13 protein-coding genes are annotated in these 19,483 nt (G+C 72.4%); 12 read left to right on the top strand and 1 reads right to left on the bottom strand.

The window, feature by feature from the left end; genetic code table 11:
* Window position 1: 1 nt before the first annotated feature.
* The 12 genes from DEJ30_RS03080 (at window position 2) to DEJ30_RS03025 (ending at window position 18,419) form a co-directional block, all read left to right on the top strand.
* Window positions 2-265, top strand: coding sequence for a F0F1 ATP synthase subunit epsilon (locus DEJ30_RS03080; RefSeq protein WP_027465776.1), 264 nt, complete (start codon window positions 2-4; stop codon window positions 263-265).
* Window positions 262-1,032, top strand: a complete 771-nt coding sequence (locus DEJ30_RS03075; protein ID WP_309146756.1) for a peroxide stress protein YaaA — start codon at window positions 262-264, stop codon at window positions 1,030-1,032. The genes DEJ30_RS03080 and DEJ30_RS03075 overlap by 4 nt, the downstream gene beginning before the upstream one ends.
* Window positions 1,033-1,139: 107 nt before the next feature.
* Window positions 1,140-1,697 carry a hypothetical protein gene (locus DEJ30_RS03070; RefSeq protein WP_110859008.1) on the top strand — a complete coding sequence of 186 codons (558 nt, stop codon included), beginning with the start codon at window positions 1,140-1,142 and terminating at the stop codon, window positions 1,695-1,697.
* 1 nt (window position 1,698) lies between these two features.
* Window positions 1,699-2,538 (top strand): FHA domain-containing protein, encoded by an 840-nt coding sequence (locus tag DEJ30_RS03065; RefSeq protein ID WP_220032923.1) that lies wholly within the window; start codon window positions 1,699-1,701, stop codon window positions 2,536-2,538.
* Between the two features lie 3 nt (window positions 2,539-2,541).
* Window positions 2,542-3,363 carry a PP2C family serine/threonine-protein phosphatase gene (locus tag DEJ30_RS03060; protein ID WP_017885739.1) on the top strand — a complete coding sequence of 274 codons (822 nt, stop codon included), beginning with the start codon at window positions 2,542-2,544 and terminating at the stop codon, window positions 3,361-3,363.
* 130 nt (window positions 3,364-3,493) lie between these two features.
* Window positions 3,494-4,906, top strand: coding sequence for a serine/threonine-protein kinase (locus DEJ30_RS03055; RefSeq protein WP_110859006.1), 1,413 nt, complete (start codon window positions 3,494-3,496; stop codon window positions 4,904-4,906).
* Window positions 4,903-10,704: an Ig-like domain-containing protein gene (locus tag DEJ30_RS03050; protein WP_146238485.1), complete on the top strand. Its 5,802-nt coding sequence runs from the start codon at window positions 4,903-4,905 to the stop codon at window positions 10,702-10,704. The genes DEJ30_RS03055 and DEJ30_RS03050 overlap by 4 nt, the downstream gene beginning before the upstream one ends.
* A 28-nt stretch (window positions 10,705-10,732) precedes the next feature.
* Window positions 10,733-11,704 (top strand): MoxR family ATPase, encoded by a 972-nt coding sequence (locus tag DEJ30_RS03045; RefSeq protein WP_110859004.1) that lies wholly within the window; start codon window positions 10,733-10,735, stop codon window positions 11,702-11,704.
* A gap of 98 nt (window positions 11,705-11,802) precedes the next feature.
* The gene (locus DEJ30_RS03040) at window positions 11,803-13,116 is read left to right on the top strand and encodes a DUF58 domain-containing protein (RefSeq protein ID WP_258369794.1); all 1,314 of its coding nucleotides are present in this window, start codon (window positions 11,803-11,805) and stop codon (window positions 13,114-13,116) included.
* Window positions 13,113-15,590 (top strand): transglutaminaseTgpA domain-containing protein, encoded by a 2,478-nt coding sequence (locus DEJ30_RS03035; protein WP_110859002.1) that lies wholly within the window; start codon window positions 13,113-13,115, stop codon window positions 15,588-15,590. Before DEJ30_RS03040 ends, DEJ30_RS03035 begins: the two co-directional genes overlap by 4 nt.
* Window positions 15,587-17,593 (top strand): zinc-ribbon domain-containing protein, encoded by a 2,007-nt coding sequence (locus DEJ30_RS03030; protein ID WP_110859001.1) that lies wholly within the window; start codon window positions 15,587-15,589, stop codon window positions 17,591-17,593. Before DEJ30_RS03035 ends, DEJ30_RS03030 begins: the two co-directional genes overlap by 4 nt.
* 64 nt (window positions 17,594-17,657) lie before the next feature.
* Window positions 17,658-18,419, top strand: a complete 762-nt coding sequence (locus tag DEJ30_RS03025) for a hypothetical protein (protein WP_110859000.1) — start codon at window positions 17,658-17,660, stop codon at window positions 18,417-18,419.
* A 51-nt stretch (window positions 18,420-18,470) separates the two neighbouring features.
* Here DEJ30_RS03025 and DEJ30_RS03020 read toward each other — a convergent pair whose 3' ends face one another.
* The gene (locus tag DEJ30_RS03020; RefSeq protein WP_110858999.1) at window positions 18,471-19,463 is read right to left on the bottom strand and encodes an asparaginase; all 993 of its coding nucleotides are present in this window, start codon (window positions 19,461-19,463) and stop codon (window positions 18,471-18,473) included.
* Window positions 19,464-19,483 lie beyond the last annotated feature (20 nt).

Genomic DNA, 19,483 nt, shown 5'->3' with positions numbered 1-19,483 from the left:
CATGGCGGGTCTCAGCGTGAGCGTCGTCTCGGCCGACCGTGAGGTCTGGTCGGGCGACACCACCATGGTCGTCGCACGGACGACAGAGGGCCAGATCGGCATCCTCGCCGGACACGAGCCGATGCTCGCGATCCTGGCGCAGGGTCAGGTCCGCATCACGCGGGCCGATGGGTCGACCGTCGCGGTCGACGCCGAGGACGGCTTCCTGTCGGTCGAGCACGACACGGTGACGATCGTCGCGCGGCAGGCCGCGCTGGCGTCCTGACCGGACTGACCGTCCTGCTCCCGCCTTCGGAGACGAAGCGGGAGGGCGGGGACACGAGCCGCACGCTCGATCTGCGTGCACTCTCGTTCCCGGAACTGGCCGATGAGCGGGCCGCGGTGATCACCGCGGCCCGCTTCGTCAGTTCCGAGGAGTCCTCGGCCAGGACGGCGCTGAAGCTCGGTCCGAAGTCGATCGCCGAGCGGCTCCGGAACCTCGAGCTCGACACCTCGGGCACGATGCCCGCGATCGAGCGGTACACGGGGGTCCTCTACGACCCCTTGGGCGCGCAGGACGCGGACGCGGCGACCCGTGCGTGGTGGGCGGAGCACGTGATCGTGCAGTCCGCGATGTTCGGCCCGATCGGTGCCGGTGACCCGATCCCGGCCTACCGGCTGTCGCACGACTCGCGGCTCGGGTCGATCCGACTGGCAGCGCACTGGCCCGCGGTGTCGACCCGTTCCCTGCTGACCCGTGCGGACGGCCTGGTGCTCGACCTTCGATCCGAGGGGTACCGGCAGCTCGGTCCCGTGTCCGGAGCGGTGGCACCACGGGTGGTGAGCGTCGACGGCTCCGGTCGTCGTCGTGCACTGAACCACTGGAACAAGACCGCGAAGGGCCGCCTGGTGGCGTTGCTCGCCCGCACCGGTGCGAGCATCGGCAGCATGGACGACCTGGTCGGCTGGGCGGCCGCGAACGGCGTGGCCGTCGAACGCAACGAGGGCGGCTGGGACCTGGTCGCCGAGAGCCTGGAGCCCGTCGCCGCCTGAGCGGCTTCCGCCGACTCGTCCTCCACAGGCGTGGGCGGGGCCGCTCCGGTCCACAGATGGCCGGGGCGCCCCTGCCTGGAGGCCCGCAGCACGCTTCGATGGCGTGCATGATCCCCCTCACGGCACAGTCCGGCCCCGGCTCCGCAGTCCGTTTCCCTCGCGAGATCGCCGCGGCGGTCACCCTCCCAGCCGCAGCGGCCGCGCTCGTCGCGCCCGGGCGCGCGGACCTGTCGAAGGCCGCTGCGACGGCCGTGGTGACGGCGTGCGGCGCACTCGCGCCCCGCATGGCCCTGGTGCCGTTCATCGCGGCGCAGGGCACTCCGGACCCCCGGTCGATCCGGGTGTTCGACCCCTTCGCCGACCCGACCCCGCCGGCGCTCCACGGTTTCGGCCCGGCTCCCGACCGGGGCCGCGTGCGGCTCGCCGGTGACCGGTGCGCCGACGCGTGGCGGGTGTGGCGAGCGCAGGACGGCCCGTTCGACGGATCGTCGGGTGCCGCCGGTGCCCTGTCGCTCGGAGCCTGGTGTGCGTGGGCGCTCGGGTCGTGGGCCCGGGCGGAGACGCGTGCCCGGTACGCCCTCGAGACCCGTGCTGACGATCCGCTCGCGGGGCTCGTCCTGCGCTCGGTCGTCGCGGGCAGCGGCCCGTCGTGGGAGCGTCGATGACGTGGGGTCGACCGGATCGTCTACGGTGGGGGAGACCACACTGGGAGGGCTCCGGTTGCGCGACGACGACATCGAGGACACCGTCATCCGGCGACCCCGACGATCGGCGGCGGGCGACCGGACGGCGGACGCCGTCGACGACACCGTCATCCGCGGCTCAGGTCCCGTCGTCCCCGGCGCCGGTCCGGACTCCGACCCCGGATCCGACGACGGGGTCCTCGGCGACACGGTCATCCGGCCCGCGCTCGGCGCACCCGGCCAGCCACCGACAGCGGGGGACGACGTCGATCCGGAGGACACCGTCGTCCGGGTGCCGGCGCGACCCGGCGCCGGAGCGAACCCGTTCGTGGGTGCTGCCCCGGGCCTCCCGGCCGTCCCGTCGGTACCCGCCGCACCCGCGACACGCGTGCCCTCGATCCGCATCGACGGCCGCACCTTCCGGCTCGACCACCCGGTGGTCATCGGCCGCCGGCCGTCGCTGCCCCGGGTCACCCGTGGTCCGCAGCCCGAACTCGTGACCGTGCGGTCCGCGTCCGGGCAGGTGTCGTCGTCCCACGTCCGGATCCACGCCGAGGGCGAAGCCGTCGTCGTGCAGGACCTCCGGTCGACGAACGGCACCGTCGTCCGCCCGGCCGGTGCGCCCGCCTACCGCATGGCGTCGGGTGCGTCGATCGTCGCGCTGACGGGTACGGTAGTCGAGATCGGTGACGGCAACGCCATCGAGGTCCTCTCGCCGTACCTCCGGGTCGCACCGACGGCAGAGGGGCTGCCTCCGGTTCCCCCGTGGCCCTCCGATCAGACAGCACACGGCACGCCCCGACCCACCAGAGAGCGATCCTGACACGTGACCGAACTCGGCCGAGCAGCCACTGCGCACGCCATCGACGTCCCCGGTGCCGACGGCGCCACCCTGACGCTCTCGTGGGGAGCCGCGACCGACGTCGGTCGACGGCGTGACCACAACGAGGACAGCTACATCGTGGGGGCGCCGTTCTTCGTCGTCGCCGACGGCATGGGCGGACACCTCGCGGGCGACCGCGCCAGCGACGCGGTCGTGCGTCGGCTCGAACAGGTGACGGCCGAGCCGTTCACCACGCGCCAGGGCATCCAGCGCGCACTGCTCCTCGCGACCGCCGACATCGAGCGTGCAGCCGGCGGCAACGCCATCGGCGCGGGCACCACCGTCACCGGGATCGCGCTCGTGGCGTCGCTCGGGCAGCCCGCGGCGCTCGTGTTCAACGTCGGTGACTCCCGCACCTACCGCATCGAGGACGGCGTGCTCCGCCGCGTCACCGTCGACCACTCGGTGGTGCAGGAGATGGTGGACGCCGGCCTGCTGCGCGCCGAGGACGCCGAGCAGCACCCGGACAGCAACGTCATCACGCGTGCGGTCGGCTTCGGCGAACCGCCGGCGCCGGACTGGTGGACCCTGCCCCTGCGGGCCGGCGATCGCTACATCGTGTGCTCCGACGGGCTGACCAAGGAGCTCGGCGACGCCGGGATCGCGCGCATCGCGGCACGTGAGCCAGGCGCGCAGGACCTGGCGGAACGCCTGGTGGGCGACGCCGTCGTGGCCGGCGGTCGTGACAACGTCACCGTGGTGGTGCTGCAGGTCGATGCCGCACCGGACGACGGCGACCTCGAGGACACGCTGCCGCGGCACTAGCTGGCCCCCGAACTGGGGGAACACGTCGAGCTGTGGGGGATCGACGTGCGGAATGTCCGTCACCCACGCTTCGTACAATGACATGGCCACGTCGAGAGAGCTGGCCGCTCGGCCGGGGGAGGAGAGGACCATGGCGAGACGCCTGCCGTCCACCCCGCCCGTGATCGGCGGTTTCAGCCCCGTCCACGTCCTCGGGTCCGGTGGCTTCGCCGACGTCTTTCTCTACGAGCAGGACATGCCCCGACGACAGGTCGCGGTGAAGGTGCTGCTGGACGAGGTCGTCGACGACCGCGTCCGGCAGATGTTCCAGGCCGAGGCCAACCTGATGGCCCGGCTCAGCACCCACCCGTCGATCCTCACCGTCTTCCAGGCCAGCGTCGCGGCTGACGGCCGTCCCTACCTGGTCATGGAGCTCTGCTCCTCGTCCCTCAGCGAGCGGTACCGTCGCGAACCGATCCCCGTGTCCGAGGTGCTGTCGATCGGCATCCGCATCGGGTCGGCGCTCGAGACCGCACACCGTGAGGGCGTGCTGCACCGCGACATCAAGCCGTCGAACATCCTGCTGACGGCCTACGGCAACCCCGTGCTCTCCGACTTCGGCATCGCCGCGACGATCGGGGGCACCGACCCGGACGAGCCGATCGGCATGTCGATCCCGTGGTCTGCGCCCGAGGTCCTGATCGACGAGTCGCGCGGCACGATCCAGTCCGAGGTGTACTCCCTCGCGGCGACGGTGTACTCGCTCCTCGCCGGGCGCAGCCCGTTCGAGGTCCGCGGCGGCAAGAACGGCGCGAACGACCTGATGCACCGGATCGACAAGGGCGGCGTGAAGCCCACCGGTCGCACCGACGTGCCGCCCTCGCTGGAGCGCCTGCTCGCCTCGGCGCTGTCCCGCAAGCCGCAGGGACGCCCCGCGACGGTGATCGAACTCGTGCGCGGGTTCCAGCAGGTCGAGGCCGAACTCGGCATCCCGCAGACGACCGCCGACGTCGCGGTCGAGGCCTGGGCGATCTCGACGCCGACCCCGCACGGTGACCGCACCGTGATCCGTGAGCTGCAGCCACCCACCCGGGTCGGCGGGCGTCGTCGCACCCGCCGCGCGGTGCAGGGCGGGGTCGTGGCCGGCGGTTCGCACAGCGTCGGCACCGTGCACCGCACCGGGTCCGTGACCCGTTCGCGGCGCCGGACCCGTTCGACCCTGGTGTGGGCGACGTCCCTCGCCGTCGTCGTGGTCGCCGCCCTCGCGATCGCCACGGTCGTCGTCGTCGGTCGGCTCGGCGCCGGGGCCATCCCGGTCGTGGCCGAGGTCCGTGCCGAGCCGTCGCCGCAGTTCGTGTCCTTCAGCTGGACCGACCCCGGGCTGCGCAGCGGCGACACGTACGTCATCTCGTCCAACGGGTCCTCGAGCCAGCAGACCGGCACGACGTTCGTCGTCTCCGGTGAACGCGGCGACGAGGAGTGCATCGCCGTCGCGGTGAACCGCGACGGCAGGACAGGTGCCGCGAGCGCGCAGAAGTGCGCGACGATCGGGAGCGCCGGGTGATCCGCGCCCTCCTCGCGAAGCACCGCTCCGCTGCCGTGACCACGGGTGCCTCGGTGCTCGTCGCCGCCGTCGTCGCGACCACGGCGATCGTCTCCACCGGGTACCACACCCAACGCGTCGACCTCGGCGACGGCACCGTCTGGGTCCCCTCGGCCGAGTACGGCGCGGTCGGCCGGGCGAACACCGGCATCCTGCAGCTCAACACCGCGGTCGAGACGGCCAGCGACGACCTGTCGGTGCTGCAGCGCGGCTCCACCGTCTACAGCGTCGACGAGACCAAGGGCACGGTCGCCCGGGTCGACGTCGCCGACGCCACCGTGGGTGATGCGATCACGCTGCCGGCGGGGACGCCGCAGGTATTCTTCGCGGGCGACACCGCGGTCATCGGCAACGCGGACACGGGCGAACTCTGGGCGACCCCCACGAGCGACCTCGGCGAGTTCGACGCGTCGGCCAAGGCCGACCTGACCCTGGGCGCCGACACCGTCTTCGACGCCTCCGACGGCCACGTCGCGGTCTACTCCGCGAAGACCGGGACGGCGTCGCTGGTCGACGTCGGCGCGACACTCACCGTCTCCGAACGGTGGAAGGTCGACATGGGCCGGGGCGACGACTTCCAGGTCGCCACGTTCGACGGGCACCTCGCCGTGCTCGACCGCACGAGCGGTGCCCTGTCGGTCGACGGCCGCACGGTCGAGCTCGGCGACCGGGTGGGGGCGTCGCCTGCCCTCCAGCGGTCCTCCGACAGCACGGCCGAGGTCACGGTCGCGGGCACGGCGGGCCTGGTCCGCGTCAGCGCCTCCGGCACCGTGGACGCCACCGCGCTCCAGGTGTCCGGGCGACCCGCGCGGCCCTACGTCGACGGGTCCTGCACGTACGCGGCGTGGGCGGGCGGACAGGCGATCGACACGTGTGACGGCAGCGCGTTGCAGCGCCTGGCGAGCACCGGCGGCGCGAGCGAACTGCAGATCCTGCACAACGGCGACACCGTCGTCGCCAACGACCCGACGAGCGGCCGTTCCTGGGCGATCGACCGGAGTGGCCAGCTCATCGACAACTGGGCCGACCTGATCAAGCAGGACGACGAGCAGCAGCAGGAGCAGGTCTCCGACGACGACCCCGAGGTCGACAAGGACCAGAAGCCGCCGGTGGCGGTGGACGACGAACTGGGCGCTCGTCCGGGACGCACCACGAGCCTCCCGGTCCTGCTGAACGACTACGACCCGAACGGTGACCCGATCATCGTGAGCGAGGTCGGCACCATCTCGAAGGCCGCCGGCCGCGTCGCGATCGTCGGCGACGGCCAACGCCTGCAGGTCACGCTGTCGTCGCGCGCCTCCGGGACCGTGACGTTCCCGTACACGATCACCGACGGCAACGGCGGATCGGACACAGCGACCGTCCGGATCAGCGTGCGCCCCGACAGTCAGAACGAGGCGCCGCGGCAGGTCCGTGACACCTCGGCTGACGTCGTCCAGAACGGGCACGTCGTCTCGGACGTCCTCGGCGACTGGGTCGACCCGGACGGCGACCCGGTGTACCTGGAGTCGGCGACCGCGTCGAACGGCGACCGGGTGTCCACCACACCGGACGGCCTGCTCGACTTCCGGAACGACAGCGGCCGGACCGGTGAGCGGTCGGTGCAGCTGGTCGTGAGCGACGGACGCGCCGACGGCCGGGGTGCCGTGACGGTGCGCGTGGCCAAGCAGGGCACCGTCCCGCTGCGTGCCGATCCGTTCCCCGTGTCCGGGTACGCCGGGAAGGCCTTCACGGTCGAGCCGCTCGACCACGTCCGTGGTGGCAACGGCACCGTGACGCTGACGAGCGTGTCGTCGGCGTCCGGGCTCACCGTCACCCCGAGCTACGACGCCGGGACCTTCCGGGTGCAGGGGGAGCGGGCGGGCGACCACCAGCTCGAGTACACGGTGACCGACGGCGTGAAGACGTCGAGCGGGATCGTCCGCGTGACCGTCCTCGCGCCACCGGACGCCTCGACGGCGCCGATCACCACGCCGAAGACGGTGTTCGTCAACACGCTGTCCACCAAGGACACGGACGTGACCGCCACCGACATCGACCCGGCGGGCGGTGTGCTGCTCGTGACGGCGCTCGACGGACCCGCGCGGGGCAGCGGCGTGCAGGCGAGCATCCTCGACCAGCACACGGTCCGTGTGACGCTCACGGCGCCGCTCGACGGTCCGGTGTCGTTCGGGTACACGGAGACGAACGGGTTGGCGTCGTCCCCGGGCACGATCACCGTCGTCGAGATCCCGAAGCCCGACCGCATCCAGCCCCCGGTCGCCCAGCCGGACACCGCGACCGTGCGCGTCGGCGACGTCGCGAACATCGACGTGCTCGGCAACGACACCCAGCCCGAGGGCGAACCGTTGACGCTCCAGCCCGAGCTGGTGCAGAACGTGCCGGGCGACGGCGGCCTGCTGTTCGTCTCCGGTGACCACCTGCGCTACCTCGCCCCGAAGACGCCGGGCAACTACACCGCCGTCTACCGGGTCGCCGGCCCGGACGGCCAGTACGCCGATGCCGCCGTGTCGATCTCGGTGCGCGAGCGTGACGCCGCGACCAACAACCCACCCGTCCCGCAGACCGTCACCGCGCGCGTGGTCGCCGGGTCGTCGGTGCGGATCAGCGTGCCGTTGAACGGGATCGACCCGGACGGCGACTCCGTCCAGCTCGTCGGCGTGGGCTCCAACCCCGACAAGGGATCGGTCGCCGACGTGGCCTCTGACGCCCTCAGCTACGAGGCCGGCGACTACTCGGCAGGTACCGACGAGTTCACCTACACGGTCGTGGACGCCCTCGGTGCCCGTGCGACCGGCACCGTGCGGGTGGGCATCGCACCCCGCGCCGAGCAGGCCTCGAACCCCGTGGCCGAGGCCGACCACGTCACGATCCGTCCCGGTGGGTCGGTGACGGTGCGTGTCCTGCAGAACGACTCCGACCCCGAGGGTGGGCAGCTGACCGTCGCGCAGGCCGAGCCGACGGCCGAGGACGTCTCCGCGAAGATCCTCCGGAAGCAGCAGATCCGCGTCACGCCGCCGAAGTCGGCGAAGCGTGGTGACTTCGCGGTGCTCTACACCGTCGCGAACAGCAGCGGGGGATCGAGCACGGCGTTCCTCACGGTGACCGTCGACCCGGACGCCCAGCCCCTCCGGCCCGAGGTCGACGACACGACCCTCGACCTGCAGGACATCCTGCGCCGGCAGAGCGTGACCGTCGACGTGCTCGACAACGTCTTCTTCGCCGAGGGCACCGCGGCCGACCTCCGGGTCGGGGTCGTCCCCGGCTACGGCGACACGGCGACGCCCACCGACGATGGCCGCATCACCGTCCGGTTGACCGACGATTCGCAGGTGATCCCGTTCTCGGTCGCCCGGCTCGACCACCCGGACATCGTCTCCTACGGCTTCATCAACGTGCCGGGCTTCGACGACGCCCTGCCCCAGATCAACCGCAGCGCCGGCGCGGTCACGGTGAAGAGCGAGGCCACGGTTCGCATCCCGCTGCAGGACTTCGTCGTGACGGCGAACGGCCAGACCGCGAAGATCACCGACCGCGGCACGGTCAAGGCCACCCACGCGAACGGGCAGACCCTGGTGGTCGACTCGTCGACGCTGCAGTTCACGTCGTCGAAGCTCTACTACGGCAAGGCGTCGATCTCGTTCGAGGTCACCGACGGGTCGTCGGCGAACGGCGGCAAGGGCCGCGTCGCCACCCTCGTGCTCCCGATCACGGTCACGCCCCGGTCGAACCAGCCGCCGGCGTTCGCGGGCTCCTCGATCGAGATGCAGCCGGGCGAGACGCGGAAGATCGACCTGACGAAGCTCACCGACTACCCGTACCCGAAGGACCTGCCGGAGCTCCGGTACTCCGTGGTGAGCAAGCCGACCAGCGGTGCCACCGCGACGATCTCGGGCCAGCAGCTGACCATCGCAGTGCCGGACACCGCGAAGAAGAACACGACGGCGTCGATCGGCATAGGCGTGCAGGACGACGCCAACACCGGACGTGCCGGCACCGTGACCGTCGGCGTGGTGGCGTCCACCCGCCCGCTCGTGCAACCCGGCGCCGACAGGTCGATCACCAAGCGTGGCGCGACCACGACCATCGACGTCCTGACGAACGACCAGCCGACCAATCCGTTCCCCGGTGAGCGGCTGCGCGTCGTGAACATCCGCGGGCTCTCCGGCGGGCTGCCGAGCGGTGTCTCGGTGACGCCGAGTGCCGATCGCTCCCGCCTGCAGGTCCGGGTCTCCGACACCGCGAAGCCCGTCGACGCCCACCTGCAGTACCAGGTCGCGGACGCCACGAACGACCCGGACCGGTACGTGTGGGGCGACGTGACCGTCTCCGTGCAGGACGTCCCCGACGCCCCGGGCACACCGACCCGCACCGGCTCGTACGACGGCGGTCAGGCCACCCTGACCTGGTCGACGCCGCAGGGGAACAACTCGCCGATCACCGGGTACCGCGTGACGGGCACGAACGGCGTCTCGAAGAACTGCGGCACCGCGACCGTCTGCACGCTGACCGGGCTCGACCCGAAGGCGTCCTACCGGTTCCACGTCATCGCCACCAACGCGATCGGCGACTCGAAGCCGTCGGGCAGCTCCGCTCCGATCAGTGCGGACTTCGTGCCGGCGCCGCCGAAGGGCATCACCGTCACGCCGAACGGGTCGACGCCGAACCAGCTCGACGTCAAGTGGAGCGCCGTCGCCACTCCGAACCGGGGCAGCTCGGTCGACAACTACGTCGTGACGATCGAGGGTCCGGGGTTGTCCGACACCCGCAACACCGGCACTGCGACGAACACCTCGTTCGCCGGTGCCCAGAGCGCGGCGCAGTACACGGTGACCGTGTCGGCGCGGAACAGCGCTGATCGCAACGGCACGGTGGTGCAGTGGAACTCGGCGTCGGCGACGGGCTCGGCGATCGGTCGACCCGGAACCCCCTCCCTGAGCGCGACGGGGAACCGTCAGGGCTCGACCACTGCTGTCTCGTTGAACGCGACCGAGTCGAACTGGGCCGGTGGAGCACCGGGATGGACGATCGCGAAGTACGCCGCCAACACTCCGATCCCGGCCGGGTGTTCGACCGACGGCGCGGAGAGGACCTGGTCGAGCAGCAGCGCCAGCGACACGATCACGAGCCAGTACCGCTACGTCGCGTACGCCGACAACGGCCTGTTCTGCGCGCCCTCCCAGCCCGCCGGCGTCGAGGGCTACCAGACGCCGGACGCGCCCACCGGCAGCGTCAGCATCGGAACCGACGTCCGGAACCCACAGAACCACGTCGTCGACATCGCTGCGAGCGGGACGACCCGTTACCTGTACTACTCGGTGAACGACGGTCCCCGGGTTCGGTTCAACGGCAGCGCTTCGCTCGGTGCCGGCGCCGGGAACGGGATCGAGTCGAGGGTGGTCTTCACCGCGTGTGCGACCGATGGTGACTACTGCGCATCGAGCAGCGAGTCGAAGGGCACTGCGTACACCACCCGCGCCTCGGTGGTGAGCGCCGTGGTCGGCCAGGGGCCGGTCGTGAACCCACCCGACAACAGCAACAACGCGGCTCTGGTCCCCACGTACAAGGTGGAGTACTGCACCGACGGGCTTCTGGGAAGCTACAACTGCACCGAGGACAAGCCCGACGGTGCGGGGAAGTACGCGCTGAGCGACAACGTGCCGGTCGGGTTCGATGCGATCCGTGTCACCGCAACCGTCAACGGCACGCCCGACCCGAGCCCGGACACGTTCGTCATCACCCCCGCCGCCGGCAAGTGACCATCCAGAAGGACGAGGACCATCCCGCATGAGCATGACCCCGGAGCAGGCCACCTGGTTCGCCGACGTCGCAGGCCGCATCGTGACCAACGTCGAGCAGGTGCTCCTCGGGAAGACGTTCGTGATCCGTCTCGCGGTCACGGCGATGCTCAGCGAGGGGCACCTGCTCCTCGAGGACGTCCCCGGCACGGGCAAGACGAGCCTCGCCCGAGCGATGGCGCAGAGCGTGCAGGGCTCCACGAACCGCATCCAGTTCACCCCCGACCTGCTGCCGGGCGACATCACCGGCATCAGCGTCTACGACCAGCGGACGCAGGAGTTCGACTTCCACCGCGGGCCGGTCTTCGCGAACATCGTGCTCGCCGACGAGATCAACCGTGCGAGCCCGAAGACCCAGTCCGCGCTGCTCGAGGCGATGGAGGAGTCCGCGATCACGGTCGACGGCGTCAACCACCGTCTCGCTGCGCCGTTCATGGTCATCGCGACCCAGAACCCGATCGAGCAGGCCGGCACCTACCGCCTGCCCGAGGCGCAGCTCGACCGCTTCCTCATGAAGACGTCCATCGGCTACCCCGACCACGCCGCGACGGTGAAGATCCTCGAGACCTCGTCGGCTCCGTCGGCGTCAGTCCCGCTGGCGAGCGTCGTGCCCGCCGCGACCATCACCGAGATGGCCGCCCTGGCGCGCACCGTGCACGTCGACGCCGTGATCGCCGACTACGTCGCCCGCCTGGTGGACGCGACCCGCTCCGCGAGCGAGGTCCGACTCGGCGTCAGCGTCCGCGGGGCGATGGGTCTGATCCGTGCTTCCCGTGTCCTCGCGGCGCTGAGTGGTCGCCACTACGTCACACCGGACGACGTGAAGGCGCTGGCCGTCCCGGTCCTCGCGCACCGCCTGGTGCTCGACGCCGAGGCCGAGTTCGACGGCGTCAGCGCACCGAGCGTCATCGCGCAGCTCCTGGTGGAGACCCCGCCGCCCGCCGACCGAGTCACGACGTGACGGACCGCCGGCCCGTCTCCACGCGCTCACGCCGTCCGTCCTCGACGCGGTCGCGTCGTGGCACAGCGGCGTACGAGCGCACGGGGACGGTCACCGGCATGACCAACGTCCGGACGAGGATCGTCGGTGACCGCGAGGGCGTCGCAGCGGATGCGGTCATCGGGATCGTCCGGCTCTGGGCAACGGCCTGGAGGCTCGTCCTGCGTCTCTGGGGCGAGGTCTCGTCCGTCGTCACCGGGCTCGGGTGGACGGTCGCCGCGCTGACGCTCGTCGCGTTCGTGGCCGGCTACCGGTTCGGCCTGCGGGAGGTCGTCGTCGTCGGGTTCGCCGGCGCCGTGCTCGCGGTGGTCGCTGCGGTGGCGTTGATCGGCCGGTCGCGGCTGGAGATCCGGATGCGGCTGCCGCAGCACCGTGTGGCGGTCGGCGACGACGCTGGCGTGGTCATCACGGCCGAGAACCCCACGCGCCTGCCGTCGGTGCCGACCACCGTCGAGGTGCCGGTCGGATCAGGCCTGGTCGACGTCGCGATCCCGGCCATCGGGCCGCACGGCACCTTCGAGCGCCAGGTCCCCGTCCCGACGCTCCGCCGCGGGGTGCTCGACGTCGGGCCCGTGACGGGGGTCCGCGCAGACCCGGTGGGACTCGTCCGCCGTGAGCTCGTCTGGACCGCCCGCGAGCAGGTCATCGTGCACCCGCGCACCATCGCGATCCCGTCGACGAGCACAGGCCTGGTGCGTGACCTCGAGGGGCAGGCGACGACCGACCTGTCGCCCGCGGACATCGCTTTCCACGCCATCCGCGAGTACATGCCCGGCGACGACCCGCGCACCATCCACTGGAAGTCGACCGCGAAGTCCGGCGCGCTCATGGTCCGGCAGTTCGAGGACACCCGTCGCTCGCACCTCGTCGTCGCGCTCGGCATCGCGCGCGGTGAGTTCGCCGACGACGAGGAGTTCGAGCTCGCGGTGAGCGCGGCCGCTTCCCTCGGCGCGCGGGCGATCCGCGACGGCCGTGAGGTCTCGGTCGTGGTGTCCCAGCGCACTCCGGAGTTCGCGAAGCGTGCGGTGTACGCCGTCCGGATGCTCCCCACCGTCACGCCGACGCGCCTGCTCGACGACTTCGCCTCGGTCGGCCTCGCCGACGCGTGCCTGCCGATCGCCGAGGTCTCCCGGATCGTCGGCAGCGACACCGACGGCATCTCCGTCGCGTTCCTCGTCGTGGGCTCGACCGTCGGCCTGCCCGCGCTCCGACTCGCCGCCACGCGGTTCCCCGTCGGGGTGGAGGTCGTCGCGGTGATGTGCGAGCCCGAGGCCCAGCCGCGGTTCCTGCGTGTCGCGGGTCTGACCGTGATGACCATCGGTTACCTGGACGACCTCCGGCACGCCCTGCACCGATCGGCGTCGGCAGCATGAGCGCCGCACCCGTGACCACCCCGACCCCTGCGGCGGACCGGGCGAGACGCTCGACCCGGCGATCCGACCGTCGCGATGCCCGTCGGCTCGTCCCGTTCCGCCTCGCCGGCGGCACGCTGGCGGTCTGGCTGTTGCTGGCCGTCGCGAGCACGTCCTGGTGGCCGGTGTACCGGGACGGCGCGATGATCACCGCCGCGGTCACCGCGATCGTCATCGGCACGATCGTCGCGCTCCTCGGCACCCTGCTCAGGCTCCCGACGGCTGTCGTGGCGATCGCGACCGTCGCCGCGTTCACGCTGACCGGCGTCCCCGCCGCCGTGCCGAGCCAGGCGAACGGCCTGCTGCCCACCGGACACGGACTCCTCGACCTCTTCGCCGGCGTCGCCCTCGGCTGGAAGCAGCTGGTGACCATCAGCCTCCCGGTGGGCTCCTACGAAGCGCTCCTCGTGCCCTACTTCGTGACGTTGCTCGTGGCGACGGTGACCGCCGTGAGCGTGGCGACCCGCGCCTCCCGGCAGGAACTCGCGAGCATCCCGGCACTGGTGCTCTTCGCGGTGGGGGTGGTCGTCGGGCCGAGCCGGCTCGACACGTCGATCGTGACGGCGGTCGTCCTGGTCGGTCTCGCCCTCGTCTGGGCGCTGACGGTCCGGCACGCGCGTCGTGCGGTCGCCGTGGCGACCACCATCGGTTCACGGGTGCCGGTCGCACGGTCCATCGTCCGACCCGCGCTCGTGGGCACCGGCACCATCGTGGCCGCGGCGGTCGTCGCGACCGGCCTCGGCCTGGTCGCACCGCCCTCCGGTGACCGCACCGTCGCGCGCACCGACGTCGTGAAGCCGTTCGACCCCCGCGACTACGTCAGTCCGCTCAGCGGGTTCCGCGCCTACGAGGAATCCACTGCCTCGGACGCGATCCAGCTCCGGGTGACCGGCCTGCCCGAGGGTGGGTTCGTCCGCATCGCGACGCTCGACACCTACGACGGCGTGGTCTACCGGGTCGGCGGCGCCGACGGCTCGGCGGGCTCGGGCACCTTCGAACGCGTGCCGACCGCGGTCGACGTCCGTGGCGTCCGGGGCACCACGGTCGACGTCGGTGTGACGGTCGACGGGTACCGCGGTGTGTGGCTGCCGACCGTCGGCGCCCTGGAGCGCGTGGAGTTCACCGGGCAGGACGCGGACGACGAGCGCGGCGCCTTCTTCTACAACGGATCGACCGGCACCGGCGCCGTGGTCGGCGGAGTGGGGGACGGCACGTCCTACGACCTGACGGCGGTGCTGCCCGACCAGCCGACGGAACGGCAGCTGGCCACCGCGCGGCCAGGGAGCGCCGCGGTTCCCACCGCACGGAACGTCCCCGACGCCGTGCGCGACACCGTGGAGTCGACGACAGAGGACGTGTCGGCACCCGGCGCGAAGCTCCTCGCCGCGGTGCAGGCTCTGCAGCGGAAGGGGTACGTCAGTCACGGTGTCGGTGACGACCGGATGAGTCGGTCCGGCCACGGCGCCGACCGCGTCCAGGAGCTCCTCACCGCGCCCCTGATGATCGGTGACCAGGAACAGTACGCCGCGGCGGCCGCGCTGATGGCCGACCAGCTCGGGTTCCCCGCGCGGGTCGTGATGGGCTTCACGGCCGGGGGTGACTCGGGCAGCGACGGCACCGCAGCGCGTGGCGGGACGACGACCTTCCGTGGGTCCGACGTCACGGCACGCATCGAGGTGGACACCGCGCAGTGGGGGTGGGTGATGCTCAACCCGAACCCCGAGGTGCGTGAGATCCCGGACGAGCAGCAGCAGACCCCGCAGCCGGTGACCCGACCGGAGACGGTCGTGCCGCCGCCCCCGGTGGACCAGCAGGACCAGGACCAGCAGACGCCGCCCGAGAGCGACCGGAACACGCCGCCGGTGCAGCCGCTCTGGCTCCGGATCCTGCTCGCCGTGCTGCCCTGGGCCCTCGGGACCCTCGGCGTGGTCGCACTCGTCCTGTTGCCGTTCGCCGTGATCGTGCTGCTGAAGCGACTGCGACGGCGACGACGACGGAACGCCACCACGCACCGGGGTCGCATCGTCGGTGCCTGGGACGAGTACCGCGACGCGCTGCTCGACCGCGGGCACGACGTGCGGCGTTCCGCCACCCGACGTGAAGCCGTGGTCGGTGCACCGGGTGACGGCGGCACCGGACTCGCGGCACTGGCCGACCGAGCGGTGTTCGGTCCGAGCGACGCCGACCAGACGACCGCCGATCGCATGTGGGCGGCGACGGACGACGCGGTCGCTTCGCTCCGGACCGGGCGGACCCGGCGGGAACGGTTCCGCACCGCCGTGTCACTCCGGTCGCTGCGGGGAACCGGGCGTCGTCCGACGCCACGGTCCCGTCGTGTGACCGACGGCCAGACTGCGTCGGGGCACGGCGACTACGATGTCCAGAGGCCGGACGAGCGTCGTGGACGGCCGAGTGAGGACAGAGGCACCACGTGATCAGATGCGAACACTGCGGATCGATGCTCCCGGACGGAGCGATCTTCTGCGGTGAATGCGGACGCGCGGTCACCGCCGCGGCGAGCCGTCGCCCGGTCGCGCCGACCCCCGTCGAACAGGCACCGCCGCCACCGTTGCAGCAGCCCGACGCCCATGGCCGACGGTCCGACCCGGCCTCCGACGCCTGGTTGCCCGAAGCCACGCTCGATCCCGCCACCCGCGCCTGGCTCACCGGTGCCGACCGCCGTGGAACCGAACCGCCGGCACCCGTGCCGGTGCAGCGTCCCGACGACTTCGCACCGCGCCAGGCGCCCTCCCACGTTCACGGCGCCGGATCCGGACTCGGGGACTGGTCGGGTGCGCCGGGCCAGTCGGATCCGGAGCCGGCTCTCGACCCCGACGCCTACCCGTCCGAGCCCCTCGACGCCGACGATCCCGAGCGCACCCGCATCGCCCCGGCTCCCGGTCGCCCAGCGACGCCCGCGACCCCGGTGCGTGATGCCGCGTCGCCCGCTCCTGAGCAGACGGCGCAGCAGCCCGTCGCACCTCCGCACACCGCGGAGCCCGCTCTGCCCGTGTGGGCGCCGCCAGCCGCCACCGCACCCCCAGCGGCACCCGCCGGTCCGTCCTGGTGGGTGGGCCGCGGTACCCCGGCTGCCGAGACGCCGTCCGAGCCGGTCGTTCCGCCGGTGCCAGGAGCAGCTGCCGAACCGGCGGCCGAGCAGGGCGCCGGGGCTCCTGCGTCGGAACCACAGGGCGCACAGGGCGAACAGGATGCCCAGGCCGGCTCCGAGCCGGAGCGCGACGAGGTGATCGTGGCGGCGTCGGAGACGAGTGCCGCGGACGACCGCCCCGCCGTCGTGTCGCCCCCGCAGCCCGGGGACACCGCCGTGGTCGAGCCGCTCATCGATCGACGGCCGCCGCGTCCGGCCCCGCTCGTCACCCCCGGCATGCACGAGACGACCATCTGCCACGTCTGTGGCAACCGGCTCGAGCCCGACGACATCTTCTGCGGCGAGTGCGGAGCCGTCCGCCCGGCGGTCACCGCGGCCTTCACCGGCCCCGTCGTGCCCTTGCCGATGACCCGACCCGACTGGGCAGCAGAGGGATCCGACGGCACCCAGGGGTCTGACGGCGCCCAGGGGTCTGACGGCACCGAGACGTCCGGAACGACCGACGATGCGGACGAGCCGGCCGGTGGATCGTCTGAGCCCACGGGCTCGGACGAGTCCGACGAGAGCGGCTCCGACGAGAACAGCTCCGACGAGATCACTGCACGCGACGAGCAGGGCGACGAGCCGAACGACGAGGTCCGGGTGGACGACGAGTCGCTCCGTGCCGGGGTCGAGCAGTCCGGTGCGGGCCGTCGCCCCCGAGGGGCGCACGCTGCCCCGGTGGGCGAGCCCGAGGCGTCCGCCGTGCCGCGCACCCCACTCCCGCCGGTGCTCGGTTCCGCGACCGTCCCGTCCTCCGCGCCGTCCGCCACCACCACCGGTGCGCCCTTGGCTGCACCGCTGCCCCCGATCCCCGGAGCGACCGGACCCGCGCTGCCGTTCCCGGCGGCGAGCCGGTCGGAGTCGAACGCCGGAGCCGATGCGCTCGACGACGACGACGACGCCGACGCCGCCGACGACGACGACGTCGACGAGACCCGCATCGTCGCGAAGACCCCGACCCGGGCGCCGTTCGTCCTGCACTTCAGCACGGGTGAACGGCTCGGGGTGCACGGCACCGGCCTGCTCGGACGCCTGCCGCGACCGCAGCCGGGGGAGCGGTACGACGACCTGCTGACCGTGCACGACCCGGGCAAGTCCGTGTCGAAGACCCACCTCGAGCTCGGCCGCGACGGCGACGACCTGTGGGTCTCCGACCGGTTCTCCGGCAACGGCACGGTGGTCCGGCACATCGATGGATCGATCCGCCGCTGCGAGCCCGGTCGGCGGTACCGCGTCGAGCGTGGCGCCCGCGTCGACATCGGTGAGCAGTTCTTCCTCGTGCAGTAGGCGACTTCTCCACAGATCCGTCGCGGACCAGCGCTGGGCCCTTCGTACCTGGTGCGATGGGGACATGACCCGCTTCACCGCCCGCTGTGTGATCGTGGGGGCCGCGGTCGCGCTCGTCGTGGCCGGCGTCCTCGCGCCGATCGGTGGCGCGGGGCAGACCGTCCTGCTCGGGGCGGGTGCGTGCTGCGCCCTGGTCGACGTGGTGCTGCACCAGTCGGCGCCGCCGGATCCCGGAACCCGTCCGGCCCAGGTCGTTGCGCCGCACGGGCCGGACCAACCCGCCGCGGCCGATCCGCTCGGCGCGCCGGAGCAGCCGATGGGACCGACCCCCGAGGACGGTGACGGCCTGCCGGCACTCGTCCTCGGGCACGGGCCGGGCGGTGACCTGCTCCGCGTCGACGCCGGGTCCCACGTGGTGGTCGTCGGTGCCGGAGCACTCGCCGTCGCGGTGTTCCGCGGGCTCGCCGAGCAGCTCCGAGCCGCTGCCGTCCACGCCGACGACGATCTGCGATGGGCCGTCGCGCCAGGAGTCCTCGACGCAGCGGGCTCCGGCAGCGACGATCCGGCCCCGACCACCCCGAGCACGCCGTCAGCGGAGACCCTTCCGTCGGGGACCTCGATCGCGGTGTGGATGGGCGCCGACGGCCGACCGCTCGGCACGGTGGTGCTCGTCCCCGGACTCGGAGCAGCGCCCCGACACCGGGACGTCACCGTCGAGGTCTCGCGGTACGGCTGCTCCGTCCGTCGACTCGACGGCCACGGGGTCGTCCGCGTGTCCCCGGCGCTGCCGGTCCTCGCCCCCGACCCCGTCAGTGCGGACCGATGACCAGCGCGGTCCGGGTATCAGCGCCGACCGAGGAACAGCACTCGCGACGGATCAGCGCAGCCCGGCGCCGGCGCGCACCGCACCGACGGGGACGCCACCACCGAGCACCCGCTCACCGGTCGCCTCGAGCACCTCGGCCACACCGTCGGACGCCACGAGGCCGTTCCGCTCGAGCAGGGCCAGTGCTGCCAGGGTGCCGGCCCGCTGCGAGCCGTCGAGCACCTTCACCGCCACCGCGGCGCCGCCGGGCAACCCCATGACCATGACGCCCTCGGCACCGAGCTTCGCCAGCACCTGCAGCCGCTCGATGGTGACCGTGTTCGCGCGCCCGACTCCATCGATCGCCCACGGGTGCGCCAGGACCGCGTCGGTCAGCGCGGCGGAGTCGTCGTCGGCCCGTGCCACGACGCCGGCGAACCCGCGTGCCAGCCCCGTCAGGGTCAGCGGGAACACGGGGGCGCCGCAGCCGTCCGTGCCGACCAGGTCGACGGTCTCGTGCGTGTACTCCTCGACCACGGAACGCACCCGCTGCTGCAACGGGTGCTCGATGTCGAGGTAGGTGGCCTCGTCCCACCCGTTCACCCGGCAGGCCGCGAGCATGCCGGCGTGCTTGCCGGAGCAGTTCATCGCCAGTCGGCGGGGTCCGTCCATCGTGCGGGCGGTGCCGCGGTCGAACGGCATGTCGGGCGGGCAGCCGAGGTCGGCCTCGATGTGGTCGAAGGACTCGAGCATGTGCAGGGCGAGCGCCTGGTGCGCCGCGGTACCGGCGTGGCTCGCCGTGGTGAGGACGAGCTCCTCGTCCGAGAACAGCGCACCGGCACGTCGGACCGCCAGGGCCTGGAACGGCTTCATGGTGGAACGCGGGTAGATGCTCGCCGTCACGTCGCCCACGGAGTCGATCACCGTGCCGGTCGCGTCGACGACGACGCCGGCGCCGATGTGTCGGCTCTCGTCGAACCCTGAGCGTTCGAGCACCGCCAGCTCGACCGAACCGTCGGCGGTGAGAGGATGGCGATCACTGCGGACTTCGGGGCTCACCGTCATGCCGCCATGCTAGCCAAGGC

The organism is Curtobacterium sp. MCPF17_003, assembly GCF_003224385.1.
GTDB classification, from domain to species: Bacteria; Actinomycetota; Actinomycetes; order Actinomycetales; family Microbacteriaceae; genus Curtobacterium; species Curtobacterium flaccumfaciens.
The sequence above is the reverse complement of the archived record's forward strand: the minus strand, read 5'-3'. Positions and strand labels throughout refer to the sequence as shown.